Source organism: Streptomyces sp. NPDC058051 (assembly GCF_042885475.1).
Lineage (GTDB): Bacteria > Actinomycetota > Actinomycetes > Streptomycetales > Streptomycetaceae > Streptomyces.
Genome location: NZ_JBHVRW010000009.1, coordinates 39,819 through 64,678 on the forward strand (window position 1 = coordinate 39,819; position 24,860 = coordinate 64,678).

Genomic DNA, 24,860 nt, shown 5'->3' on the forward strand with positions numbered 1-24,860 from the left:
CAGTGGCGGCGCCTAGAGTCGCACGCATGACGCAGGAGCCACAGCCCCCGAACCTCACGCCCGCGCTCGACCTCGACGCACTCACCGCGGCCGTCGGCGAGCAGCCCGACAGGCCGGCGGCCTGGCGTTTCGTCCGCGCCTTCGCCCGCGACTGGAGCCAACGCCCCCTCGCCGGGACCGACGGCTGCGCCCCCGCCGACCTCGACGCGACCCGGGCCCGGCTCGGCCTTCCCCTGCCCGCCGCGCTGCGCGAGGGCTACCAACTGCTCGGCAGCCGCACGGACCTGACGGGCAATCAGGACGTCTTGCTCGCGCCGCAGGACCTCTACCTGGACGAGGACCGCGGCGTGCTGGTCTTCCGCGTCGAGAACCAGTCCTGCGCCTACTGGGGCATACGCGTCACGGACCTCGACCAGGACGACCCGCCCGTCGTGGTCCGCGCCGACCTCGCCCGGCCCACCGCCGCGGACTGGGAGGCGTGGCTGGGCCGGGTCAGCGTCGCGTTCGTCGAGATCGTCCTGTCCGAGGCCCTGTGCGCCGATGAAGACCTGATGGTATGGGTCGCCTCCGACGACACCGGCCTGCCTGAGGACATCGCCGCCACTTTCCAGCGCCTTCCGTTCCCGGAGTACCCGATCAGCCGGCAGGTGGGCTCACGCTGGTACGCGCACGACGAGATCATCCTCCGCGACGATCGCGGGACCGCGTTGTTCCGTGCCCGCACGGAAGCGGCCCTCGACCGCTTCGACGGGGAGTACGAAGAGGTCTGACGGGAGTCGCCCTGTCCGGGCCGGCGGCCGAGCGGGATCAGTGCTCGGCCGCGTACGGGACGAAGCCCGCCCAGGCGTCGGGGCCGAAGGCGAGGCGCGGGCCTTGAGCGTTCTTGGAGTCCCGGACGTGAACTGTGCCGGGGGCTGCAGCGACCTCGACGCAGTCATTGCCGTCGCTGCTGTCACTGAAGCTGCTCTTGAACCACTCCAAGCCGGAGGCGCCCCCTGCAGAGCTCTTGCGGATCATGTCTCTCCCAGCACTTGCTCGATGAAGGCCAGTGACTCTCCTGGCGAGAGAGCCCGAGCCCGGATGATGCCATACCTCAGTTCGAGGATCCGGAGCTGCTTCGGATCGGAGACAGGACGACCGGCGAACTCGTTGTCGGTGCGCCCTACCGCCGAGCCGTCGCCGAACTTCAACACCTGGATCCGCCCGCCCGTTCCAGGGTGATCTCCGCAGCACGTCGGCATCACCTGGATCTCCACATACCGCAACTGCCCTACCTGCAGAAGGTGTTCGAGCTGTTCGCGCATCACCAGTGTCCCTCCGATGGGGCGGCGCAGCGTCACCTCTTCCTGGACAAAGCTGAGTTCCGGGGCGGGCTCCCGGGTGAAAATAGAACGTCGGGCCATGCGTGCATCGACCATCCGCTGAAGCTCATCCTGGGAGTACGCGGGCCGACGCGTAGCGAGGAGCGCGCTCATGTACGCCTCGGTCTGCAACAGGCCGTGGATATTGTGATTGCCGTATGCCGACAGCTCGACGACCTTGGCCTCCAGCTTCGCCAGGTCCCGCACCTTCTTCGGGTACCGGACCTCCGCCACGTCCTGCTTCATCGCCGCGATCTTCCCGCGCGCGCCGAGCACGTCGTCCGCCCTGTCCAGAAACTCCGGGCGGGGGATGCGACGGCCGCCCTCCACCTTGTAGATCTGGTCCTCCCCGTACCCGATCGCGGCCCCGAACTCGCCGGCCCGCAGCCCCGCCGCTTCCCGCCACGCCTTGATCTGGCGGCCCACCGCCGCGACCACGGCCGCCCCCGACTCGTCATCGGGATCGACGTCCCAGCCCGGCTCGTCCGCCCCGGCGTCACCGCGTTCCGTACCGGTCCCATCCACGCTCATCCGTGCCCCACTTCCGACGCGTTCTGCCGTCTTGACTCAACCCCCGGTCTCCCCGACACGTCACCCCGGACAGCCGGGACAGCACTGGACAAGCACGGGACAATCACCGTACGTAAGGGGCTTGTTGCTGTTCACGGTACGCAGGGCGCGGCCACGCTGAGTGACGTGAACCAACACATCACCCGAACCGAACATTCCGCTCCCGTCCGGCGCGGTCTGCTGATCGTCGAGGCGCTTGCCGACCGCTGGGGCATCGATGTCGGACCCGTCCCGCGCAAGACCGTCTGGGCCGAACTCGACCTCGCACCACGACCACTCCACCGGGTCGCGGAAACCCACGACCCGGTGCGCCACGTCCCCGCATTCCGCGACGCATAAAGCTTTAAAGAACCTGGGGAAATTACCCTCCCCACCCAAACCCGACCCCCGTCACTCTCGCGGGTGAAATAGGGCAACTGAGCTGGATTTCAAGCGGGTTGGCTGGCATATGCTCGCCGCGACAACTCCAGACATGCGACGGCCCCCGACGAGACGCCAATCTCAGTCGAGGGCCTGACCACCGAGGAAGTAGGAGCTTCCCGATGGATACCCCGCAGGTTAGCGCGCCCCCGCGCGCCCCGTCTCCCGTACCCGGAGACGCCACACCCTCATCCGGTGTCATCCACATCAACTCCCGGCATGCCGCAGGCTTCACCGTCATCGGCAACCACCTCACCCAGCACCGCGGACTCTCCCTCACCGCGATCGGGCTCGCCGCCCACATCCAGGCGCTCCCCACCGGAGCCAGAATCGGCATCAAACACCTCGCCGAACGCTTCCCCGAAAGCGAAACCCGCATCGCCGCCGCCCTACGCGAACTCGAAACCCACGGCTACCTCCACCGCAGCCGCGCACGCCTCACCAACGGCCGCATCATCACCCGCACCCTCTCGTACAACCAGCCCGGCGCAGCCGCCGACCCCGTCACAGCTCCCCGTCCCCGGACGGCCCCCAACAAGCCAACCCCACAGCCCACGCCACCGTTACGTGCCACCACTCCCGAACGGCGCCCAGCTCCGGCCCCCGCACTCCAGCCCCAGCCCGCCCCTGTCCTCGTACCGGCCCCCACCACACACACGACATCACCACCACCGCTCCCCCAGCCGCAGGAACTCACGCCGGAGCTCCACCGCGTGGCCACCGCGCTCCTCGCCGACCTGCGCCGCCACGCACCCCAGCTCGTCCTCTCCGAGAGCGACATCCACGCCCTCACCCCCGGCGTCGCCACCTGGCTCGAACGCGACACCCACCCCGACACCATCCGCCACACCCTCACCACCGACCTCCCCATGCCCCTCAAACACCCAGCCAAGCTCCTCCGGCACCGGATCACGACTCTTCTGCCACCACCGCTACCAGGAGCCCAGGACGTCGTCGCACTCGCACGCCCCGGCCTCATCGCCATCCCGCTCCAGAACTGCGACCGCTGCGACCGCGCCTTCCGCTCCCACCACCCCGGCCACTGCCGCGACTGCAGCGACTGCCGCACGGAAGAGCGACGCGTCGAGGTCAGTGCATCTTCAGCCGAGGAGAGTCAGTGGCCCATGACCGGCTGAACACAACGAGGTGTCCGCGTTGTCCACCTCTTCCCGCAGCAACAGAGTGAGCGGCTGTTACCGAGAACGCTTCCAGGATCGGGTGGTGGCCACGGTGACGCCTGCCTGACGGAATTTCCACTTCCTCGGGGTCAGATTCCTGACTGACTCTCGCGAGGACCGTTGCGTACCGCCGGTTGCCTTGACTGCGGATCACTACGCCATTTTGATCGCGTTCAAATATAGTTGACTCCGGTCGATGAGGCCGCGAGGTTGGCGGCTGCCGGGGAGGTTGGGAAGGGAGAGACGTGAGCCGACAGTTATGGCGCTCAATCGCCCTAACAGGGGTGGCGGTGGCGCTGACGGTGTCCTGCGGCTTGGCTGCGGCGATCTATGCCGTAGAGATTTCAGCGGATCAAGTGAAGGGGCGATGGAGCAGCGAGGCGGGCACTTCCCTGACCTTCCATGAGGACCACACCTTCGCTGCGGAGAACTTCGACGAGTTGCCCGTCGCGTCACGCTGCGAGAACCCTTCGGCCCTGTCGTCCGGCCGCTGGGCCTTCTATGCCTCAGCTGAAGCCGACGGGTTCAACACCGCTGACGAGACCGCCACACGCGGCACCGTTCTGTCGCTGATCTTCTCCATCAGCGACTGCGAGGTGGACGTCCATCTTTTCGGCGACGAGGACGACCCTTCGATGTGTCCGACCGCGGACCCGGATGCCGGCTGCCCCAATGACGGCTATCTCCGCCGAAACAAGACTGCGACTCACGGCCTTTGAGAAAGCCGTGACTCGGCCGACCGTCTCGGACAAGTCGTGCCCGCTTCCTGAACAGTTGGAAGCCTGCACGGCCGATCATCTGCCGTTTGATGAAGGTCACCAAGCCGGCACGCACATGCGACCTCAAGGACTGCCCGACGACCTACGCAACAGATCGCGGCACCTTCCTCGCGCAGGGCCTTCGACTGCGTTCGAGGCAGTCCGGGAGCGAGATACCCCGCACGAGATGTACACGGTCCGATCTGACGGAAAATGAACGGGCCACGTCGGAGCAACGGAAGAAGTCCCAGCCGGCCAACCGGCTGGGACTTCCGCTCTGCGCAGGTCAGCACCCCAGAAAGCTGATGACCTGCGAAAGCCCTGCTACGGCAGGTTCCGCGCCATCACGATGCGCTGGACCTGGTTCGTGCCCTCGTAGATCTGGGTGATCTTCGCGTCGCGCATCATCCGCTCCACCGGGTAGTCCCGCGTGTAGCCGTAGCCGCCGAGCAGCTGGACCGCGTCCGTGGTGATCTCCATCGCGACGTCGGAGGCGAAGCACTTGGCCGCGGCGCCGAAGAACGTGAGGTCGCCGTCGAGGCGCTCGGACTTGGCGGCGGCCGAGTAGGTGAGCTGGCGGGCCGCCTCCAGCTTCATGGCCATGTCGGCGAGCATGAACTGGACGCCCTGGAAGTCGCCGATCGGCTTGCCGAACTGCTTGCGCTCCTGGACGTAGCCCTTGGCGTAGTCGAGGGCGCCCTGCGCGATGCCGAGGGCCTGGGCCGCAATGGTGATGCGGGTGTGGTCCAGGGTCTTCATCGCGGTGGCGAAGCCGGTGCCCTCCTCGCCGATGATGCGGTCGGCGGGGATCCGGACGTTGTCGAAGTAGACCTCGCGGGTCGGGGATCCCTTGATGCCGAGCTTCTTCTCCGGAGCGCCGAAGGAGACGCCCTCGTCCGACTTCTCGACGACGAACGCGGAGATGCCCTTGGACCGCTTGGTCGGGTCGGTGACGGCCATCACCGTGTAGTACTCGGAGACGCCCGCGTTGGTGATCCAGCGCTTCACACCGTTGAGCACCCAGAAGTCGCCGTCGCGCACGGCCCGGGTCTTCATGCCCGCCGCGTCGGAACCCGCGTCGGGCTCGGAGAGGCAGTACGAGAACATCGCGTCGCCCTTGGCGAGCGGGCCCAGGTACTTCTTCTTCAGGCTTTCGGAGCCGGCGAGGATCACGGGGAGCGAGCCGAGCTTGTTCACGGCCGGGATGAGGGAGGAGGAGGCGCAGACGCGGGCCACCTCCTCGATCACGATGACCGTGGCGAGGGCGTCGGCGCCCGCGCCGCCGTACTCCTCGGGTACGTGCACCGCCTGGAGGTCCGCGGCGGTCAGGGCGTCCAGCGCCTCCTGCGGGAAGCGCGCCTCCTCGTCGACCGCCGCCGCGTACGGGGCGATCTTCGCCTCGGCGAGCGCGCGCACCGTCTCGCGAAGCATCTCGTGCTCCTCGGCCGGACGGTACAGGTCGAAATCGGTCGAACCCGCCAAGACGTTCACTCCCCAAGACGCTAACTACCGTTAAGTAACTCAATTTTAGGGCTCCGCTCCCGCAATGGCCTACGCAATGCCCGCGTGAGCTTGACGACAGGGGTGGGCGAAGGGGGGAAAAAGGGGTGCGGGCGGGCGGAAGACCTGGGCTTCGGGAGCACGACTATGCTCGTTCACCGCACGTCTGTCCGCATCTCACAGGAGCACTTCATGGCCCTCAGGATCACTGTGATCGGTACCGGCTACCTCGGCGCCACCCACGCCGCGGCCATGGCGGAACTGGGCTTCGAAGTGCTCGGCCTCGATGTCGTGCCCGAGAAGATCGAGATGCTGAGCGCCGGCAGGGTTCCGATGTACGAGCCGGGCCTGGAGGAACTGCTGCGCAAGCACGTCGAGGGCATCGAGGGAGCCACCGGGCGGCTGCGGTTCACCACCTCGTGGGAGGAGGTCGCGGCCTTCGGCGATGTGCACTTCGTCTGCGTGAACACTCCGCAGAAGCACGGTGAGTACGCCTGCGACATGAGCTTCGTCGACAGCGCCTTCGAGTCGCTGGCGCCGCATCTGACCCGGCCCGCCCTGGTCGTCGGGAAGTCGACCGTCCCGGTGGGTTCGGCGGCCCGGCTCGCGGCACGGCTGGCGGAGCTGGCGCCGGTGGGCGCCGACGCGGAGCTGGCCTGGAACCCGGAGTTCCTGCGCGAGGGCTTCGCCGTGAAGGACACCCTGCACCCGGACCGGATCGTCGTCGGCGTGGAGAGCGAGCAGGCCGAGAAGCTGCTGCGCGAGGTGTACGCCGTGCCGGTCGCCGAGGGGTCGCCGTTCGTGGTGACGGACTTCCCGACCGCCGAGCTGGTGAAGACCGCGGCCAATTCGTTCCTGGCCACGAAGATCTCGTTCATCAACGCCATGGCGGAGGTCTGCGAGGCCGCCGACGGCGACGTGAAGAAGCTGGCCGAGGCGATCGGCCACGACGAGCGGATCGGGTCCAAGTTCCTGCGGGCCGGGATCGGCTTCGGCGGCGGCTGCCTGCCCAAGGACATCCGGGCGTTCATGGCGCGCGCCGGCGAGCTGGGCGCGGACCAGGCGCTGACCTTCCTCCGCGAGGTCGACTCGATCAACATGCGCCGCCGCGGCCACATGGTGGAACTGGCCAGGGAGGCCGTGGGCGGCGATTCGTTCCTCGGCAAGCGGGTGGCGGTCCTGGGCGCGACGTTCAAGCCCGACTCCGACGACGTGCGGGACTCGCCGGCGCTGAACGTGGCCGGGCAGATCCATCTGCAGGGCGGGCAGGTCACGGTCTTCGACCCGAAGGGCATGGACAACGCCCGGCGGCTCTTCCCCACCCTCGGTTACGCGGACTCGGCGCTGGACGCGGTGCGCGGCGCGGATGTGGTGCTGCATCTGACGGAGTGGCGCGAGTTCCGCGAGCTGGACCCGGCGGCGCTCGGCGAGGTCGCGTCGCGCCGGATCATCCTGGACGGCCGCAACGCCCTCGACAGCGAGCTGTGGCGCGCGGCCGGCTGGACGTACCGTGCGATGGGACGCCCGAAGGCCTGAGCCGGAGGAATGACCTGACGCGCCGGAAGGGCCCGGCCTCCGGGCCCCGGCGCCCGGGAGTCCGCAGCGTCCTCGGCCTTCGCGGTCCTCAGCCGCGCTTCGCGCGGTAGGTGCGCATCTTCGCGCGGGCGCCGCACACCGACATGGAGCACCAGCGGCGGCGCCCGGCCGGGCTGCGGTCGTAGTACGCCCATTGGCAGTCCTCGGCCTCGCACGCCTTGAGCCGCGCCCAGGTGCCGTCGGCCGCCGCGGCGGCGATGGCCGCCGCGACCCGGGCGGTCAGGCCGGCCGGTTCCTCGGTGGGCCGCAGTGAGGCGGCGCCCGCCGCGTCCACGGTGACGCGCAGCGGAGCTTCGGCGAGGAGCCGGTCGAGCGGGGGCGCCGCGGCTCCGTCCGGCGGATGGTGCCCGGCGTGGGCGAGGCAGGCGGCGCGGAGCGCCTCGCGCAGGGCGCGGGCGTCCGGGGCGTCGGACTCGGCGAGGGAGAAGGCGGCGCGCCCGTCGGCCGTGTCGAGCGTGTCCGCACCGGTCTCGACGTCCAGCGTGTTGACCAGGGCCTCGATCAACGCGAGTCCACCGGGCGCGGAATCTTTCCCATTCATGGTTGCGACGTTACTTCCAGTGCGGCAGCATGCAGTAACAGTTACCTGTTGGACCAGTTTAGAGGTAACCCCTTGCTCGCGTGATGTCCCTGCTCGAAGGAGGAAGTGTCATGGCTGTCGCCACACTGGGGGCCGTCGTTCTGGACTGCCCCGACCCGGTCGCGCTCGCCGGGTTCTACGCCGGGCTGCTCGGCGGAAAGGTCGAGGACGGCGGCGAGGACTGGGTGGAGCTGACCGGCGGCGCGGCCACACCGCTCGCGTTCCAGGCCGCGCCCGGTTTCGTACCGCCGCGGTGGCCCCGTCCGGACGGTTCGCAGCAGTTCCACCTGGATCTGACCGTGCCGGATCTGGACGCGGCGGAGCGGGAGGTGCTCGCGCTGGGCGCGCGCGTGCTGGACGCGGAGGACCGGGAGCGGACCTTCAGGGTGTACGCGGATCCTGCGGGGCACCCGTTCTGTCTGTGTGCGGGCTGACCTGCTGGCTGTGTGCGGGCTGACCTGCTGCTTGTGTGCGGGCTGACCTGCTGTGTGGGTGCGGGTCGGCCCGGCTGCGTGCGCGTCGAAAAACGTGCGGGGCACCCCGGGGGTGCCCCGCACGCGACAGCTCCGGCTCAGCCGGCCCGGCCGTCCAGCTGCTCGATCGTGGCGTGGGACGGCGCCCGGCGCGCGCTCAGATCGCGCGCGACGTCTTCGGCGTCACGCAGTACCCGTACCGCGTTCTGCCAGGTGAGCTTGGCGAGGTCGGTGCCGGACCAGCCGCGGCCGAGCAGCTCCGCGATCAGGTTCGGGTATCCGGCGACGTCCTGGAGGCCGTCCGGGAGGAAGGCCGTGCCGTCGTAGTCGCCGCCGATGCCGATGTGGTCGATGCCGGCGACCTCGCGCATGTGGTCGAGGTGGTCGGCGATCGTCGCCACCGTGGCCACCGGGCGCGGGTGGGCCGCCTCGAAGTCGGCGTGGATCTTCTTGGCCCGCGCCGTGGTGTCGAGGTGGTGCAGGCCGTGGGTCCGCAGGTTCTCGTCCGCGGCCAGGGTCCAGGCGACGGCCGCCGGGAGGACGAACTTCGGTACGAAGGTCGCCATGGCGACGCCGCCGTTGGCCGGGAGCCTGCCGAGGACGTCGTCGGGGATGTTGCGCGGGTGGTCGCAGATCGCACGCGACGAGGAGTGCGAGAAGATCACCGGCGCGGTGGAGGTGTCGAGCGCGTCACGCATCGTGGTGGCCGCCACATGGGAGAGGTCGACCAGCATGCCGGTGCGGTTCATCTCCCGTACGACCTCGTGGCCGAAGGGGGAGAGACCGCCGACGCCCGGCTCGTCGGTCGCCGAGTCCGCCCACGCGATGTTGTCGTTGTGGGTGAGCGTCATGTAGCGCACGCCGAGGGTGTGCAGGGCGCGCAGGGTGCCCAGCGAGTCGTTGATGGAGTGCCCGCCCTCGGCGCCCATCAGGGAGGCGATGCGGCCCTCGGCGCGGGCGGCCTCCATGTCGTCGGCGGTCAGGGCGCGCCGCAGGTCGGCGGGGTGGCGCGCGATCAGCTCGGCGACCACGTCGATCTGTTCGAGGGTGGCGCTGACGGCCTGGTCGCCCGCCATGTCGGACCGTACGTAGACGGACCAGAACTGGGCGCCGACACCGCCCGCGCGCAGCCGCGGGATGTCGGTGTGCAGATGGGCGGACTGGTCGGTGGCGATGTCACGGGCGTCCAGGTCGTAGCCGACCTGTTCGCGCAGCGCCCACGGAAGGTCGTTGTGGCCGTCGACGACGGGGTACTCGGCGAGGAGTTCCGCCGCCCGCTCCAGCTGGTCCATCGCGGCCTACTTCCCGAAGCCGAAGGTGTCGGCGCCGTCGGCCTTGGCGCGCAGCCGCTTGCCCTTCTCCGTCGCCTGGTCGTTCAGCTCCTGCTGGAACTCCCGCATCCGCGCCAGCAGCTCGCTGTCGTGGGCGGCGAGGACGCGCGCGGCGAGCAGGCCCGCGTTGCGCGCGCCGCCGACGGAGACGGTCGCGACGGGGACGCCGGCCGGCATCTGCACGATGGACAGCAGGCTGTCCATGCCGTCCAGGTACTTCAGCGGGACCGGGACGCCGATGACCGGCAGCGGGGTGACGGAGGCGAGCATGCCCGGCAGGTGTGCGGCGCCGCCGGCGCCCGCGATGATCGCCTTGAGGCCGCGGTCGGCGGCGTTCTCCCCGTAGGCGATCATTTCGCGCGGCATGCGGTGGGCGGAGACGACGTCGACCTCGTAGGGGATCTCGAACTCGTCGAGGGCCTTGGCCGCTGCCTCCATGACGGGCCAGTCGGAGTCCGAGCCCATGACGATGCCGACGAGGGGCGCGGCGGCGGGGGAAGTCATTCGGTGATCGTTCCTCGCAGGTAGTCGGCCGCGTGCCGGGCGCGCTCCCGCACGTCCGCCAGGTCGTCGCCGTAGGTGTTGACGTGTCCGACCTTGCGGCCGGGCTTCACGTCCTTGCCGTACATGTGGATCTTGAGCTGCGGGTCGCGGGCCATGCAGTGCAGGTACCCCTGGTACATGTCGGGGTAGTCGCCGCCGAGCACATTGGCCATGACCGTCCAGGTGGCGCGCGGGCGGGGGTCGCCGAGCGGCAGGTCGAGGACGGCCCGGACGTGGTTGGCGAACTGCGAGGTCATCGCGCCGTCCTGGGTCCAGTGCCCGGAGTTGTGCGGGCGCATGGCCAGCTCGTTGACCAGGATGCGTCCGTCCGCGGTCTCGAAGAGCTCGACGGCGAGGTGTCCGACGACGCCGAGTTCGGCGGCGATGCGGAGGGCGAGCTGCTGGGCCTCGCCGGCGAGCCGCTCGTCCAGCTCCGGGGCCGGGGCGATGACCGTGTCGCAGACGCCGTCGACCTGGATCGACTCGACGACCGGGTAGGCGACGGCCTGGCCGTGCGGCGAGCGGACGATGTTGGCCGCCAGCTCCCGTACGAAGTCGACCTTCTCCTCGGCGAGGACCGCGACACCGGCCCGGAACGGCTCGGCGGCATCCGCCTCGGAACGGACCACCCACACGCCCTTGCCGTCGTAGCCGCCGCGGACCGTCTTGAGGACGACGGGGAAGCCCCCGGCCTCCTCGGCGAAGGCCGCGACGTCCGCCGGGTCCTTCACGATGCGGTGGCGGGGGCAGGGCACGCCGATCTCGGTGAGCTTCGCGCGCATCACCCCCTTGTCCTGGGCGTGCACCAGCGCGTCGGGGCCTGGACGCACGGGGATGCCGTCCGCCTCCAGGGCCCGCAGGTGCTCGGTCGGTACGTGCTCGTGATCGAAGGTGATCACGTCGCAGCCGCGCGCGAAGGCGCGCAGCGTGTCCAGGTCGCGATAGTCGCCGACGACGACTTCGTTCACCACCTGGGCCGCCGAGTCCTGGGGGGTGTCACTGAGGAGCTTGAACTTGATGCCGAGGGGGATGCCTGCCTCGTGGGTCATACGGGCGAGCTGACCGCCGCCGACCATGCCGACTACCGGAAACGTCACTCCTCCAGGGTATCCGCCGCTCCGGGGGCACCCCACGACGCCCTCCGTCCGCCCCCGCGTCACGGCAGCGCCGCGCCTGACAGCACAACCACAGGCAGCCCACGGGCGGGCTGGTTAGCATGGGTGGATTGACGTTGCCGACAGACGGGCTGAGCGATCACCATGAGCGAACGGGGCGCACTGCGGACCCGGCTGGATCTACTGGTCCGCGAGGTCGCGAAGTTCGGCGCGGTCGGCGCACTCGGCCTGGTGGTCAATATCGGGGTCTCCAACCTGCTCTGGCGCACCACGGACCTCCAGGTGGTGCGGGCAGGTCTGCTGGCGACGTTCGTCGCCATCCTCTTCAACTACGTCGGTTTCCGCTACTGGACGTACCGGGACCGTGACAAGAGCGGGCGGACCCGGGAGCTGACGCTGTTCCTGCTGTTCAGCGCGGTGGGCGCGGTCATCGAGACCGGTGTGCTGTACGCGGCGACGTACGGGTTCGGATGGAACACCCCGGTCCAGAGCAATGTCTTCAAGGTCCTCGGAATCGGCATCGCGACACTGTTCCGCTTCTGGTCCTACCGGACGTGGGTGTTCAAGGCACTGCCCGCGAAGGAGACCGTGCTGAGCGCGGAGGGGTTCCTGAAGCAGGGCCGTACGGAGCAGGTGCCGCAGATCGAGGTGGATCCGGCACGGCGGTAGCCGCCGCCCCACCCGCTCACCGTGCCGCCACCGGAGCCGTTCGCCCCGCCTTCGCCCGGCCTGCTCACCCCGCCCTCACCGGACCCGCTCACCGTGCCGCCACCGGAGCCGTTCGCCCTGCCGTCACCGCACCGGGCGCTCCGGTTCCTGCCTCTTCAGGGCCACCCTGCTGAGGAAGAGGGCGAAGACCGGGGGCTGCTGCTGGAGCAGTTCGAGGCGACCGCCGTCCGCCTCCGCGAGGTCCCTGGCCACCGCGAGGCCGATGCCGGTGGAGTTGCGGCCGCTGATCGTCCGCTCGAAGATCCTGGCGCCGAGGTCGGGCGGCACGCCCGGGCCCTCGTCCGTGACTTCGATCACCGCCTGGTTGCCGGTGACCCGGGTGCGCAGCGCGACCGTGCCGCCGCCGTGCATCAGTGAGTTCTCGATCAGTGCGGCCAGCACCTGGGCGACCGCGCCGGGGGTGCCGACGGCCCGCAGCCCCTTCTTCCCGGAGCGGACGATGGCGCGGCCCTCGCCCCGGTAGGCCGGGCGCCACTCCTCGATCTGCTGCTTGACGACCTCGTCGAGGTCGAAGACGACGGCGGAGCCGGTGCGCGGATCACGGGCGTTGGTCAGCAGCCGCTCCACCACGTCGGTGAGCCGTTCGACCTGGGTGAGGGCGATGTTCGCCTCCTCCTTCACCGTGTCCGGGTCGTCGGTGACCGAGATCTCCTCGATGCGCATGGAGAGCGCGGTCAGCGGGGTGCGGAGCTGGTGCGAGGCGTCGGCTGCCAGCCGGCGTTCCGCGGTCAGCATCCGGGCGATCCGCTCGGCGGAGGAGTCCAGGACGTCGGCGACCCGGTCCAGCTCCGGCACTCCGTACCGCTTGTGGCGCGGGCGCGGATCGCCGGACCCCAGGCGTTCGGCGGTCTCGGCGAGGTCCGTCAGCGGAGAGGCCAGCCGGTTGGCCTGGCGTACGGCGAGGAGCACGGCCGAGACGATGGCCAGCAGCGCCACCGCACCGATGATCAACAGCGTGCGGCCGACCTCACGGGTGACGGCGGAGCCGGACTCCTCGACGGTGACGCGCTCACCGTGCTCCCCCTCGGCCGTGCTGCTGATCGCGCTGCCGCTGGGGCGCGTACCGACTTCGAGGGGAGTACGCCCGGGGATCTCGACCCGTGCGTAACGCTTGCTGGAGATCTGCTCGGCCAGCAACGAGGCGTTGATCCGCTCGTCCCCGAGAATCCGGCTCTCGACGACGCTGATCAGCCGCAGCGCCTCGGAGTCGACGCTCTCCTGGGCGCTGTTGCTGATGGTGCGGCTCTCGACGATGACGAGGGAGACGCCGAAGACGGCGATCACCACGAGCACCACGGCGAGCGTGGAGTTGATCAGTCTGCGGCGCATGAGTGTTTCTGTACGTCAGCTCTTCTCGAAGCGGAAGCCGACGCCCCGTACGGTCGCGATGTAGCGGGGATTGGCGGCGTCGTCGCCGAGCTTCTTGCGGAGCCAGGAGATGTGCATGTCGAGGGTCTTGGTCGACGACCACCAGGTGGTGTCCCAGACCTCGCGCATCAGCTGGTCACGGGTGACGACCCGGCCGGCGTCGCGGACCAGGACCCGCAGCAGGTCGAACTCCTTCGCGGTGAGCTGGAGTTCCTCGTCGCCCATCCAGGCACGGTGCGACTCGACGTCGATCCTGACGCCGTGGGTGGCGGGCTGCGGGGCGGGCTCGGTGGCGCCGCGGCGCAGCAGGGCCCGGACGCGGGCGAGCAGTTCGGCCAGCCGGAAGGGCTTGGTGACGTAGTCGTCGGCGCCCGCGTCCAGCCCGACGACGGTGTCCACCTCGTCGGCGCGGGCCGTCAGCACCAGGATCGGCACGCTGTGGCCTTCGGCACGGAGTCTGCGGGCGACTTCGAGGCCGTCCATCCCGGGCAGGCCCAGGTCGAGTACGACCAGGTCGATTCCCCCCTGGAGGCCGGCGTCGAGGGCGGTCGGACCGTCCTCGCGGACCTCGACCTCGTACCCCTCCCGACGCAGGGCGCGGGCCAGCGGCTCGGAGATGGATGCGTCGTCCTCGGCGAGCAGTACACGGGTCATGAAGTGATGGTAGTCCGCGCGGGGCACCCGCCGTGCGGTGATCGAAAAGCCCTTCGAGTCAGCGATGAGGATGACGAATAGCCTTCGAATAGAGGAGTCTGATTGCATGGATACCTGTGATCCATCTCTCAAGTCCATTCATATCGGACTGTGTCATGCCGTATGGTTACTCGACGCCTGTTGCACGACTCAAGGACCCTTGGGCAGCTTTTAGCGCCTGGGGTCTTTTTGCTCTGCCGGCTGGTACCCGCCAGTCGTGAGTTCAGTGAATGACCTGCGGCCGGGCCCGGAGCGCGAAAGTGCGCGCCGGGCGTGGATCCCGATGCGGTCGGTCCCCGTCTCCTCCGGTCGGCTCCTCGACGAGTCCGGCGGTCGGGACGCATCCCCAGCGAGGCGTCGGGGTGGGGCGCGTCCGTGCCGGTGCCGGCCTCCCCCCACCGGGCGCGTCACGCTCACGAGGCGCCGCGTCCCGAGCACCCAAGGATCGACCATGGCGTCCAGCCTGACGAAGGACCCGGCCAGTACCTCTGGATCCGCGAAGACCTTCTTCGGCCACCCCCGCGGCCTGGCCACTCTCTTCATGACGGAGATGTGGGAGCGCTTCAGCTACTACGGCATGAGGGCCCTGCTCCCCCTCTATCTGATCGCCCCCAACGGGCTTCACATGAACCCGGCCACGGCCACGGCGATCTACTCGGTCTACCTGTCGCTGGTGTACCTGCTCGCCATGCCCGGCGGCTGGTTCGGCGACCGCGTCTGGGGCCCCCGGAAGACCGTCGCCGTCGCCGGCGCCGTGATCATGCTCGGCCATCTGACCCTGGCGCTGCCGTCCCAGGGCACCTTCTTCGCGGGCCTCGGCCTGGTGGCGATCGGCTCCGGGCTGCTCAAGTCGAACATCTCCACCATGGTCGGCCACCTCTACGACGGTCCGGACGACCCGCGCCGTGACGGCGGCTTCACCATCTTCTACATGGGCATCAACATGGGTGCCTTCGCGGCGCCCCTGATCATCGGCACCATCGGTGAGAACGTCAACTGGCACCTCGGCTTCGCACTGGCCGCGGTCGGCATGGGTCTGGGCGTCGCCCAGTTCCTGATCGGCACCCGCCACCTGAACGAGCGCAGCCTCGTCGTCCCGAAGCCGCTGTCCGCCGCCGAGCGCGCGTCCACGCTGCGCAAGTCCATGATCTGGCTGGCCGTCGCGGCCGTCTTCTACCTCGTCACGGTCGCCACCGGCGTCTACACGCTCAACTGGCTGCTGGTCCCCATCACCGTCGCGGGTCTGGTCATTCCGGTCGTCGTCCTGGCGCGCATCAAGCGCGACAAGGAGCTGAGCGCCTCCGAGCAGGCGAAGATGTCCGGCTACATCTGGTTCTTCGTCGCCGCCGCCATCTTCTGGATGATCTACGACCAGGGCGGTTCGACGGTCGCGATCTTCGCCGACTCCTCGGCCGACAACACCGTCTTCGGCTGGGACTTCCCGGTCTCCTGGTACCAGTCGGTCAACCCGGTCCTGATCATGGCGCTGGCTCCGGTCTTCGCCGCGTTCTGGATGGCGCTGAACCGCCGCGGCAAGGAGCCCAGCACCATCGTGAAGTTCAGCTCCGGCCTGGTGCTGATCGGTGCGTCGTTCTTCCTCTTCCTGATGCCGCTGACGATCGCGGGCGACGGTCACCAGGCCGCCGCGATGTGGCTCGTGGCGATCTACTTCGTCCAGACGGTGGCCGAGCTGACGCTGTCCCCCGTGGGCCTCTCCGTCACCACGAAGATGGCTCCGGCGAAGTACGCCAGCCAGATGATGGGGGTGTGGTTCCTCGCGGTCACCGCCGGTGACTGCACCACGGGTCTGCTCTCCATCGCGGGTGTGGAGCTCAACGGCACCGGCGTGGTCACGCTCCAGGCCGCCCTCGCCGTCGCCGCGGGTGCCGCCGTCTTCCTGTACCGCGGCAAGGTCAAGCGGCTCATGGGCGACGTGCGCTGACGCGCCGGCCCCTGCCGTACGGAGAGCCGCCGCACCGATCCCGGGTTCCGGGAGCCGGTGCGGCGGCTCTTTCGCGTGCGGGCTCAGCTCAATGCCATGGGTGCCGCGAGCGGCGGCCCTTTCGCCTGCGACCGCGCGGGGGTCGGCTCACCGGGTGCCGCGCAGCCTGCGCCACGGGGTGAAGGTGAACACCGCGCCGCCCAGCAGGATCGCCGTCCCCGCGACCAGTCCGAGCGCGCGCAGGGTGCCGTGGTCCTCGGCCCCGGTGGCGGCCAGTCCGCCGCCGGAGTCCGTGCCGCCGGCCGTGGAGCCGGTGGAACCGGTGGTCGTACCGCCGGAGGCACCGCCCGGCTGTGCGGCGGTGTCGAGTTCCAGCGACGGGGTCACCGAGCCCTTGACCGTGCACGGGATATTGATCTTCGAGGAGCCCAGGGTGACGTCGATCGTCAGGGTGCCGGGGCTGAGAGTGGACTTCCCGGACGCGCCCGGCTTGTAGGTGCCGGTCATGTCGGACAGGTCGACCGGCTTGCCCTGCTCCAGCGGCTCGGCGTTGGCAGCTCCTGTGACCTTGACCGATCCCTTGTCGGCGCCGCCGAGCACGACGTCCATGGACGGTTTGAGCGCTCCGGCGGGCAGTGCCGCGGGGCTGTCCATCACGCCCTTGGCCGTCTTGACCGTGAGCGCGTAACTCCCTCCGCTCTTCTTGGCGTTGATCGTCACCTTGGAGGCGATGGCGGCCGGGCCCGGGGACGTACAGGCGAAGTCGACCGCGACCTCCTTGCCGGGGAAGTCGGTCTGGCCGCTGTCGCCGCCGGAGCCCGATGTGGTGCCGCCCGCGGTCGTCGTGCCGCCGGAGTCCGTGCCTCCGGCGGTCGTGCCGGCGGTCGTGCCGCCCGCGTCCGTCGTGCCGCCGGCGGTGGTGGAACCGGTGGTGGAGCCCGAGGTCGTCCCGCCCGCCGTACCGGAACCGCCGCCGTCCGTGACCGTGATGGTCGCGCCCGGCTGCACCGTCTCCTTCGGCGTGCACTTGGTGTCCGTGGAGATCGGCTTGGAGACGTTGATGGCGTACGCGTCCGGCGTCAGCGTGATCTCACCGGCCTTCTCCAGCTTCAGCGTGCCCTTCATGTCGGGCAGCACCATGGCGCTGTTCTTCGGGATCGGCGGGTTCTCCCGCGGCCCTTCCATCGCGAGGGTGCCGCTCGCCGCACCCCCCACCTTGATCGTGCCGGTCGGCTTGACCGTGTCCTTCTCCAGGTCGAGGACGTCGGGGTTGTCGGAGGCGGCGTGGACCGTCTTCCACACCACCTCGACGGTGTCCCCGACCTTCGCCGCGGCCGGCGCGGTCAGCTGCACCTCGGTGGTGCCCTGCACGGCCGGCAGTCCGGAGATGGACGGAGGAACGCACTCCGTCTTGTACGAGACGTCGGCGGCCTGGGCCGGACTCGCGGCCAGCAGCATGCCCGCGCCGCCGAGCATCATCGCGACTCCCGCCGCGACCGTCCTGCGTTGCGTACTCACGAATGTCCCTTCGTCGTCGGTCTGTTCTCTGACGGTGCGGAATCCGGGGTGAACCACGGCAGCGCGGCCGTGGGTGGGGCCGTGGGCGAAGCCGTGACCGTGGGGGTGGGGGTGGGTGGCACCATGGGGCTGCGGTCGGTGCCCGGCCTGCGGCGCAGCCCGGGGAGCTTCGCGGTCACATCGGCCCAGCGCGTGGGGCGGTGGCGCCCGGCACGGGCCGGGGTGCGCGAGGAGCGGGGCGGGGTGCGCGAGGAGCCGGCCGGGGTGCGCGAGGAGCGGGGGCGCGCCTTGTCGACGATCGCCATGCCGATCCGGAACACGGCGGCGGGGACGACGAGGCACAGCAGGATCCAGAAGAGCGTGACGCCCCAGGGGCGTCCGACTCCCCACGGCTGCTCGGCCAGCACCTTGCCGCCGTACTCCAGCGAGACCTGGTAGTCGCCGTGGGCACCCGCCGACAGTTCGACCGGCAGCTTGATCTGCGCCTTGCGGCCGGACTCGATGGTGCCGCGCCACTGCCGCTCCTCCCACTGCGGGGCGTAGACGCCGTGCGCGGTGCCGATCCGGAACACCGGGTCCTTGACGGGGGCGGAGCCGAGATTGCCGACGGTGAAGACCAGTCGCCGGGCCGGCGGCGCGCCGAACCAGGTGAGGACTCCGCCGTCGCCCTCCAGTCGGGTGGTGGCCAGGACCGCGAGCCTGCCGCCGTCGGTCTCCTTCGGCAGCGCGGCGACCGGGTGGCCGGCGACGACGAACACGGCGTCGGCGGTGGCCTGTTCCCCGGTGACGGTAGCGACATGCACCACGCAGGGGCACGGTACGGGCGGCTCGGCGACCGGCAGCTTCTTGCGGAAGCCGCCCTCGGCGCCGGTGGTGACGGCGCGGCCCTCGGCGTTGGCGCAGGAGTTGGTGCCGCCGATGACCCCGCGTTCCGGCGTGGACCGTCCGCAGATCAGCATCATCAGCAGCGTGTCGGGGCGCCAGCCGCTGCCCTTGACCGTGATCTCGCCGCCCTTGCCCGCCTGCTGTCGGGAGAGAGTCACGCCGGGCTTCGCCTCGGCGGCCTTCGTGCCCGCCGCCTCGGCGCCGGTCGCACAGAGCGTCAGCAGCACGGGCAGCAGTGCGCCGAGCAGCACGGCCACCCACCGGTGTCCGCCGTTTCGGAGTGATGCCGGTCCGGCCTGTCGAGTCACGATTCCGCTCCCGCCTTCACCACGTGTCCTGTGCCGGAACGCCTTGTCCCGGAGTGCCGTTGGTCTCCCGAGGACTGCCCGGACCCGGCGTCCTCCGGTGACCGTCCGCGTGAGCGCCGGAGCCGGTACGCGTACGCGCCCGCGGCGACGGCGGCCAGGAGCAGCAACGCGCCGCCGGTCACCGCCGCCCACGGGACGAAGACCGCGCGGGCCGTCGCCTCGCCGTGCGCTCCGCCCGACGCCGTGACGCGCAGCCGCACGGTCACCGAGTCGAGGGCCGGGGCGTCCCGCCACGGCTCGCCGAGCCTGACGCGCTGTCCGGGCAGCAGCTCCACCGGCAGCGTGCGCGCCGCCCGCCGCAGCAGTGCCCCGAACACTCCGTCGGCGTGCACGGCGATCCGCGGGGTGAGGACCGTGTTGCCGCGGTTGACCAGCGTGTAGTGGACGGTCCGGCCGGAGACGGAGACGTCCTCGACGGTGAGCGCGGCCAGCGTCGGCCCTCCGACGCGCACGTGCACCCGTACGCCCACCGAGCGGTCGCCGCTCTCCACGAGGATCGCGCCGGAGTGGTCACCGGGCGTCGCACCCGTCGGCACCGTGACGGAGAACGGCACGTCGGCGCGGGTCCGGGCCGGCACGGTCACCTCGGCGACGGCAGTCCGCAGCCAGGCACCGGTCCCGGTCCCGGTTCCGGTCCCGGTCTTGGTCCCGGTCCCGGTTCCGGTTCCGGTCTCGGTTCCGGTCTTGGTCCCGGTTCCGGTTCCGGTCTCGGTGGGCCCCGTGGCGCCGTGGCCACTGTCCTGTGCGTGGTCTGCGTCGGCGCCGCGCAGCCGCACGGTGACCGGCGCCGTACCGGAATTGGTGACGGAGAGCCGGTCCTGGAGGACCGTGCCGGGCGGGCCCTCCAGGTAGACGTACGGTCTGCCGCCCGATCCGGAAGCGCTCACGCCGGAAGCACCGACCGCGGAAGCGCCGACCGTGGGCCGAGCCGTCCACGACGCCGGACTCGCGGGTGCGGCCGTCCACGACGCCGGACTCGCGGGTGCGGCCGTCCGCGACGCGGGACTCGTCGGTGTCGGTGTCGGTGTCGGTGTCCGGGTCTCGGCACCGGCCACCGGGGTCATGGCGAGGGCGAACAGCAGTACGGCGAGGGCGAGTGCCTGTTGCGGCACTCGTCGGGCGGCGAGACCGGTGGGCGGCGGCATGGCGGCTCCCTGATGCGTGACGGCGGCGGGATCGTGGGCCGGGGCCTCTCCTCGACGTGCGGCCCGATCCGGAGGAGGGGCCTATCGGGCCGCGGCTCCCTGCCCGCGCCTGGTCAGCCAGAGCACCCCGGCCGCACCGGTCAGCAGCACCGTGCCGCCGAGCGTGCCGAGCGCCACGGCCGAGTCGAGCGGACCGGTCTTCGGCAGTTGACCGCCACCGTCCGGGGTGGTCTGCGCCTTGCCCGCGGCCGTCACGTCGAGCTGGAGCGACGGACCGGGGTTGTTGGAGGGGGTGCAGGTCGTGGTCGTACCGAGCGCCTTGATGGTCAGCACTCCGGCGGTGAAGTCGACCTTGCCGCTCTCCTTCGGGGTGTACGTACCCGACAGGTCACTGATCTTGATGGGGGTGTTGGCGGGTATGGCCGCGGAGTTCGACGGTCCGGAGACCTGGACCTGACCCGAGTCGGCGCCACCCAGTTTGATGACCGCGCTGGGGTTCATCGCACCCTTGCCCAGTTCGACGGGGCTGGACGAGACGCCCTTCTGGAAGGACATCGTGAGCTTGTAACCGCTGCCGCTCTTGACGCTCTTGATGTCGATGGGTGACACCGCGCCCTTGTCGCCGATCGGGGTCTTGCACTGGTAGTCGACGTCCACGACCGTGGCGTGGGCGGCGGGCGCGGCCATCAGCACCACCGTGCCCGCCAGCGCGGACGCCAGCGCGAGAGCTGTTCGCTTCTGGTAGGACACCTTGAGTTCCCCTCATGCCGGAGGTCGCCCCGCGCCGTCTTCCGTCGGCACGCTTAACTGACGACACATCAGATCGGGCGCTCAAGGTACGCCTGGGGTCCTGTGGAGGGAAGACAAAGAGCGCGCCGATCCGGCGCGCTCTTCAAAGGTGCACATGCGGAGCCGTCCGGCCGCCGCGTCGGGACGGTGACTACGCGGGGGCGGCCAGTTCCGCCCAGACGGTCTTGCCCGCCCGGCCCGCCACCCGCAGGACGCCCCAGTCCAGGCAGAGCCGCTGGACGATGAACATGCCGTGCCCGCCGGGCCGGCCGGCCCGGTGCGGGGTGCGCGGCGCGGGCTGTCCCGCGCCCGAGTCGACGACTTCCACCCGCAGCACCTTCGCCGTGCAGGCGATACGCATTTCCTCGGGGCCGTCCGCGTGCAGACAGGCGTTGGTGACCAGTTCGGAGACGACCAGCAGGACGTCCTCGGCGGCGGCCCGCCCGTCGGCGCTCGCCGCGGGGAGCCAGCCCCAGTCGTGAAGCGCCTCGCGGGCGAAGTCCCGGGCCGTCGGCACGATGCCGCCGATTCCCCGCAGCGACAAGGTGCGCCACTGTCGCTCGACCGGCTGCGGGGAGGCCGCACCGGTGCCCACATCCGCGGGTACGCCCGCGCCGGCGCCCTCCGGCTCGCGGCCGAGGTCGCCCGGCGGATGCTGCCGGGTGGTGCTCATCAGCGCTTCACCTCACCGATTCACCATGTCGCCATGTCGCCATCGAACAGTTACACGTACAGATACAGAGTGCGCGGGACGCTCACGGCCCTGCCGGGGTTCTTCTGCCCGGCCGAATCATGACAACACCCACTTCGCCTACGCGGATCGCGTGACACGGGCAACACATGAGGCACCCGGGGTCGCGAGGCGCGTCGCGCTCTCAGGTCTCCAGGGCCGATTCGAGGGAGTCATGGACGGTGAAGACCGCCTCGGCCCCCGTGATCTCGAAGACGCGCGCCACCACCGGCAGCATTCCCGCCAAATGGACCCCTCCCCCGGCCGCCTCCGCCTTGAGGCGGGCACCGAGCAGCACATTGAGCCCGGTGGAATCACAGAATTCGAGTCGCGAGCAGTCGACCACCAGGCGCACACGCCCCTGCTCGACCGCACTCTCCAGGGGTTCCCGCAGCAGATCCGCCGTGTGGTGATCCAGCTCACCCACCGGCGTCACGACTTCGCTGCGCCCTTCGGTACGGGACTCGACCTGAAGCCGACCCCGGTTCGCACTGCCGACCGTCCCGCGGTCCATGCCGTCCCTCTTCGCCGTTCGTCACTGCCTGCGTCTCTGCGTGCGCAGATTCGTATGTGCTGTCGCTGACGTTCTTGAAACAGTACGCGTTTCGTGCGCCACGCGGTAGCCGAAGACCTCAACAAAGCGGACATATGGCCTCAATTGGCGCTTGTAACTGCCCGTCTGTACCGGGTAAGGGTAGGGGGACACCCAAAACACGGCCGGCTTCGGAGGCGCCGCTTCACCGCAGGAAACACGTATGGGCATCGGCAGCCATATGCCGAGAACGATGGAGGAGACCATGTCACCCCGGCTCGACGGACCGCGCACTCAGGACGCGACGTCAGCATGTCCTCAGGGACTGACCCACTCAGACTCCCTCGCGCACACCGGAGACGGTACGCGCGACAGCAGTATCAGCAGCACCCGCGGCACCGCCGTGGACGACGTCGACCACCAGGGCGTCACCGACGGCCTCGATGGACTTCCCGAGATCCCGCCGTACGACGAAGTGGGACCGCTGGACGCCAGGGCCCTGTCGAAGACGCTCTTCAAGCGGCTCGAATCCCTCGAAGAGGGCACCCACGAGTACGCCTACGTCCGCAATACGCTCGTCGAACTGAACCTGGCTCTGGTCAAGTTCGCCGCCTCCCGGTTCCGCTCCCGCAGCGAACCGATGGAGGACATCATCCAGGTCGGCACCATCGGCCTGATCAAGTCGATCGACCGCTTCGAGCTCAGCCGGGGCGTGGAGTTCCCGACCTTCGCGATGCCGACCATCGTCGGCGAGATCAAGCGCTTCTTCCGCGACACCAGTTGGTCCGTGCGCGTACCGCGCCGACTGCAGGAGCTGCGGCTCGACCTGGCCAAGGCGGGCGACGAGCTCGCCCAGAAGCTGGATCGTTCACCCACTGTGGGCGAGCTCGCCGACCGCCTCGGCATCACCCGTGACGAGGTCGTCGAGGGCATGGCCGCGAGCAACGCCTACACCGCGAGCTCGCTGGACGCCAAGCCCGAGGAGGACGAGCACGAGAGCGCGCTGGCGGACCGTATCGGCTACGAGGACCACGGTCTCGAAGGCATCGAGTACGTCGAGTCCCTGAAGCCGCTGATCGCCTCGCTCGCGGGGCGCGACCGCACCATCCTCTCGCTCCGGTTCGTGGCCAACATGACGCAGTCGGAGATCGGTGAGGAGCTGGGCATCTCCCAGATGCATGTGTCGCGGCTGCTCTCCCGCACGCTGGTCAAGCTCCGCAGGGGCCTGACACTGGAGGAATGAGCGGCCCCGCGCGCCGTGGAACACCTGCGGGGCGCGCCGCGGAGCCCAGCGGGGCGCGCCCTGAACCTGCGGGGTTGCACCAGCGGGGCGCGCCGCGAACCTCCACCGAAGGACCTGCCCCGAACGGAGGGCGGGTCCTTCCGCATGTCTGTGACATTCCGCAGGTCCGTGACATGGCGTCATGGGCGCCTCGGCGCGGGCGTCGTGAGAGGTGCGGGCGCGTCGGTACTCAGACGACGCGTACGCCGTGCCGCCAGACCGCGTGGACCAGGGGGACGCCCGGCCGGTAGGCGAGGTGGACATGGCTGGGGGCGTCGAGGAGGACCAGGTCGGCGCGGGCGCCGGGCGTGACGCGTCCGATGTCCGTACGCCGCAGGGCCGCCGCACCGCCCGCGGTGGCGGACCAGAGGGCTTCATCCGGGGTCATGCCCATGTCGCGTACGGCGAGCGCGATGCAGAAGGGCATGGAGGACGTGAACGACGAGCCCGGATTGCAGTCGGTGGAGAGCGCGACGGTGGCGCCGGCGTCGAGGAGACGGCGGGCGTCCGGCCAGACGGCGCGGGTGGAGAACTCGGCGCCGGGGAGCAGGGTGGCGACGGTGTCGCCCTGGGCCAGCGCGTCGACGTCCGCGTCGGTGAGGTGGGTGCAGTGGTCGGCGGAGGCGGCGTCGAGCTCGACGGCCAGCTGGACGCCGGGGCCGTGGCCGAGTTGGTTGGCGTGCACGCGGGGGTGCAGGCCCCTGGCGCGGCCCGCGGTGAGGACGGCACGGGCCTGGTCGCCGTCGAACGCACCCCGCTCGCAGAAGACGTCGACCCAACGGGCGTACGGGGCACAGGCGTCGAGCATCGCTCCGGTGACCAGGTCGACATAGCCGGCCGGGTCGTCGGCGTAGTCCGGGGGGACGATGTGGGCGCCGAGGTAGGTGACCTCCTCGGTGTGGCGGGCGGCGACGCGCAGGGCGCGGGCCTCGTCCGCGACGGTGAGGCCGTAGCCGGACTTGGTCTCCAGCGTGGTGGTGCCCTGGCGCAGCGCCTCGGCGAGGTAGCGGGCGACGTTGGCGGAGAGTTCGTCGTCGGTGGCCGCGCGGGTGGCGGCGACCGTGGTTCTGATGCCGCCCGCGCTGTAGGGGCGGCCGGACATCCGGGCGTTGAACTCCTCGGTGCGGTCGCCCGCGAACAGCAGGTGGGAGTGGGAGTCGACGAAGCCGGGGATCACGGCCCGGCCGCCCGCGTCGAAGACGTTGTCAGTGGCGGGTGCTTTGCTTGATTCACCGGTCCAGACGACCCGGTCGCCCTCGATGACGACGGCCGCGTCCCGGATCGGGCCCAGGGGGGAATCCGCGCGGAGGGAGGGGTCGTTGGTGACCAGATGGGCGATGTCGGTGATGGCGGTCGTCGTCATCGGGAGACTTCTCTCCTTGTGTGTCGGCGTGCGAGGTGGCCGGTCGGTGGGCCCGCGGGGCGCCGGCCCGGGCGCCCCGCGCGGCGGTCTC

The 24,860-nt window shown here is 70.2% G+C and carries 25 protein-coding genes; 9 read left to right on the forward strand and 16 right to left on the reverse strand.

Going from position 1 to position 24,860, the window contains the following annotated elements:
* The first annotated feature begins 26 nt into the window (after window positions 1-26).
* A complete protein-coding gene (locus tag ACFVUT_RS16415) occupies window positions 27-770 on the forward strand; it encodes an SMI1/KNR4 family protein (protein ID WP_389649175.1) in 744 nt (247 codons plus the stop codon).
* 37 nt (window positions 771-807) lie between these two features.
* On the opposite strand, the gene ACFVUT_RS16420 is transcribed toward ACFVUT_RS16415, so the two are convergent.
* On the reverse strand, window positions 808-1,017 hold the full coding sequence (locus ACFVUT_RS16420) for a DUF397 domain-containing protein (RefSeq protein WP_389649172.1): 210 nt from the start codon (window positions 1,015-1,017) through the stop codon (window positions 808-810).
* Window positions 1,014-1,892: a helix-turn-helix domain-containing protein gene (locus ACFVUT_RS16425; RefSeq protein WP_389649169.1), complete on the reverse strand. Its 879-nt coding sequence runs from the start codon at window positions 1,890-1,892 to the stop codon at window positions 1,014-1,016. The genes ACFVUT_RS16420 and ACFVUT_RS16425 overlap by 4 nt, the downstream gene beginning before the upstream one ends.
* A 165-nt stretch (window positions 1,893-2,057) precedes the next feature.
* On the opposite strand from ACFVUT_RS16425, the gene ACFVUT_RS16430 reads away from it, so the two are divergent.
* From ACFVUT_RS16430 to ACFVUT_RS16440, 3 genes are all read left to right on the forward strand, one after another.
* The gene (locus tag ACFVUT_RS16430) at window positions 2,058-2,270 is read left to right on the forward strand and encodes a hypothetical protein (protein ID WP_389649309.1); all 213 of its coding nucleotides are present in this window, start codon (window positions 2,058-2,060) and stop codon (window positions 2,268-2,270) included.
* Window positions 2,271-2,473: 203 nt separating this feature from the next.
* The gene (locus ACFVUT_RS16435) at window positions 2,474-3,487 is read left to right on the forward strand and encodes a helix-turn-helix domain-containing protein (protein ID WP_389649166.1); all 1,014 of its coding nucleotides are present in this window, start codon (window positions 2,474-2,476) and stop codon (window positions 3,485-3,487) included.
* Between the two features lie 332 nt (window positions 3,488-3,819).
* A complete protein-coding gene (locus ACFVUT_RS16440) occupies window positions 3,820-4,248 on the forward strand; it encodes a hypothetical protein (protein WP_389649163.1) in 429 nt (142 codons plus the stop codon).
* Between the two features lie 363 nt (window positions 4,249-4,611).
* Here the strand turns inward: ACFVUT_RS16440 and ACFVUT_RS16445 are convergent, their stop codons facing one another.
* Window positions 4,612-5,769 carry an acyl-CoA dehydrogenase gene (locus ACFVUT_RS16445; RefSeq protein ID WP_389649303.1) on the reverse strand — a complete coding sequence of 386 codons (1,158 nt, stop codon included), beginning with the start codon at window positions 5,767-5,769 and terminating at the stop codon, window positions 4,612-4,614.
* Window positions 5,770-5,979: 210 nt separating this feature from the next.
* Between ACFVUT_RS16445 and ACFVUT_RS16450 the strand changes: the two genes are divergently transcribed.
* Complete coding sequence (locus ACFVUT_RS16450) at window positions 5,980-7,323, forward strand: UDP-glucose dehydrogenase family protein (protein ID WP_389649160.1); 1,344 nt, start codon at window positions 5,980-5,982, stop codon at window positions 7,321-7,323.
* 88 nt (window positions 7,324-7,411) lie between these two features.
* Here the strand turns inward: ACFVUT_RS16450 and ACFVUT_RS16455 are convergent, their stop codons facing one another.
* Window positions 7,412-7,924: a CGNR zinc finger domain-containing protein gene (locus ACFVUT_RS16455; RefSeq protein WP_389649156.1), complete on the reverse strand. Its 513-nt coding sequence runs from the start codon at window positions 7,922-7,924 to the stop codon at window positions 7,412-7,414.
* A 110-nt stretch (window positions 7,925-8,034) separates the two neighbouring features.
* Here ACFVUT_RS16455 and ACFVUT_RS16460 point away from each other — a divergent pair, with 110 nt between their 5' ends.
* Window positions 8,035-8,397 carry a VOC family protein gene (locus ACFVUT_RS16460; RefSeq protein WP_389649153.1) on the forward strand — a complete coding sequence of 121 codons (363 nt, stop codon included), beginning with the start codon at window positions 8,035-8,037 and terminating at the stop codon, window positions 8,395-8,397.
* 137 nt (window positions 8,398-8,534) lie between these two features.
* Here the strand turns inward: ACFVUT_RS16460 and ACFVUT_RS16465 are convergent, their stop codons facing one another.
* Genes ACFVUT_RS16465 through ACFVUT_RS16475 form a run of 3 tightly spaced genes read right to left on the reverse strand, consistent with a single transcriptional unit; the run spans window position 8,535 to window position 11,407 of the window.
* Entirely contained in the window at window positions 8,535-9,728 is a 1,194-nt protein-coding gene (locus ACFVUT_RS16465; protein WP_389649149.1) for a dipeptidase, read from the reverse strand.
* A 6-nt stretch (window positions 9,729-9,734) separates the two neighbouring features.
* Window positions 9,735-10,271, reverse strand: coding sequence for a 5-(carboxyamino)imidazole ribonucleotide mutase (gene purE / locus ACFVUT_RS16470; RefSeq protein ID WP_389649146.1), 537 nt, complete (start codon window positions 10,269-10,271; stop codon window positions 9,735-9,737).
* On the reverse strand, window positions 10,268-11,407 hold the full coding sequence (locus tag ACFVUT_RS16475; RefSeq protein WP_389649143.1) for a 5-(carboxyamino)imidazole ribonucleotide synthase: 1,140 nt from the start codon (window positions 11,405-11,407) through the stop codon (window positions 10,268-10,270). The genes purE and ACFVUT_RS16475 overlap by 4 nt, the downstream gene beginning before the upstream one ends.
* Before the next feature lie 162 nt (window positions 11,408-11,569).
* On the opposite strand from ACFVUT_RS16475, the gene ACFVUT_RS16480 reads away from it, so the two are divergent.
* A complete protein-coding gene (locus ACFVUT_RS16480) occupies window positions 11,570-12,094 on the forward strand; it encodes a GtrA family protein (RefSeq protein WP_389649140.1) in 525 nt (174 codons plus the stop codon).
* 123 nt (window positions 12,095-12,217) lie between these two features.
* Here ACFVUT_RS16480 and ACFVUT_RS16485 read toward each other — a convergent pair whose 3' ends face one another.
* Both ACFVUT_RS16485 and ACFVUT_RS16490 read right to left on the reverse strand, forming a co-directional pair.
* On the reverse strand, window positions 12,218-13,483 hold the full coding sequence (locus ACFVUT_RS16485; protein WP_389649137.1) for an ATP-binding protein: 1,266 nt from the start codon (window positions 13,481-13,483) through the stop codon (window positions 12,218-12,220).
* A gap of 15 nt (window positions 13,484-13,498) precedes the next feature.
* A complete protein-coding gene (locus ACFVUT_RS16490; protein ID WP_389649134.1) occupies window positions 13,499-14,176 on the reverse strand; it encodes a response regulator transcription factor in 678 nt (225 codons plus the stop codon).
* A 490-nt stretch (window positions 14,177-14,666) separates the two neighbouring features.
* Between ACFVUT_RS16490 and ACFVUT_RS16495 the strand changes: the two genes are divergently transcribed.
* A complete protein-coding gene (locus ACFVUT_RS16495) occupies window positions 14,667-16,157 on the forward strand; it encodes an oligopeptide:H+ symporter (protein ID WP_389649131.1) in 1,491 nt (496 codons plus the stop codon).
* Between the two features lie 147 nt (window positions 16,158-16,304).
* Here ACFVUT_RS16495 and ACFVUT_RS16500 read toward each other — a convergent pair whose 3' ends face one another.
* The 6 genes from ACFVUT_RS16500 to ACFVUT_RS16525 form a co-directional block, all read right to left on the reverse strand.
* A complete protein-coding gene (locus ACFVUT_RS16500; RefSeq protein ID WP_389649300.1) occupies window positions 16,305-17,633 on the reverse strand; it encodes a hypothetical protein in 1,329 nt (442 codons plus the stop codon).
* Between the two features lie 38 nt (window positions 17,634-17,671).
* Window positions 17,672-18,868: a hypothetical protein gene (locus tag ACFVUT_RS16505; RefSeq protein ID WP_389649128.1), complete on the reverse strand. Its 1,197-nt coding sequence runs from the start codon at window positions 18,866-18,868 to the stop codon at window positions 17,672-17,674.
* Window positions 18,865-20,073: a hypothetical protein gene (locus tag ACFVUT_RS16510; RefSeq protein ID WP_389649124.1), complete on the reverse strand. Its 1,209-nt coding sequence runs from the start codon at window positions 20,071-20,073 to the stop codon at window positions 18,865-18,867. The genes ACFVUT_RS16505 and ACFVUT_RS16510 overlap by 4 nt, the downstream gene beginning before the upstream one ends.
* 81 nt (window positions 20,074-20,154) lie before the next feature.
* A complete protein-coding gene (locus ACFVUT_RS16515) occupies window positions 20,155-20,823 on the reverse strand; it encodes a peptidase (RefSeq protein ID WP_389649121.1) in 669 nt (222 codons plus the stop codon).
* Between the two features lie 190 nt (window positions 20,824-21,013).
* Window positions 21,014-21,535 (reverse strand): ATP-binding protein, encoded by a 522-nt coding sequence (locus tag ACFVUT_RS16520; protein ID WP_389649119.1) that lies wholly within the window; start codon window positions 21,533-21,535, stop codon window positions 21,014-21,016.
* A 202-nt stretch (window positions 21,536-21,737) separates the two neighbouring features.
* A complete protein-coding gene (locus ACFVUT_RS16525; RefSeq protein ID WP_389649116.1) occupies window positions 21,738-22,106 on the reverse strand; it encodes an STAS domain-containing protein in 369 nt (122 codons plus the stop codon).
* A 283-nt stretch (window positions 22,107-22,389) separates the two neighbouring features.
* Here ACFVUT_RS16525 and ACFVUT_RS16530 point away from each other — a divergent pair, with 283 nt between their 5' ends.
* Window positions 22,390-23,367 (forward strand): RNA polymerase sigma factor SigF, encoded by a 978-nt coding sequence (locus ACFVUT_RS16530; protein WP_389649297.1) that lies wholly within the window; start codon window positions 22,390-22,392, stop codon window positions 23,365-23,367.
* A gap of 229 nt (window positions 23,368-23,596) precedes the next feature.
* Here the strand turns inward: ACFVUT_RS16530 and hutI are convergent, their stop codons facing one another.
* Window positions 23,597-24,769, reverse strand: coding sequence for an imidazolonepropionase (gene hutI / locus ACFVUT_RS16535; protein WP_389649113.1), 1,173 nt, complete (start codon window positions 24,767-24,769; stop codon window positions 23,597-23,599).
* Window positions 24,770-24,860 lie beyond the last annotated feature (91 nt).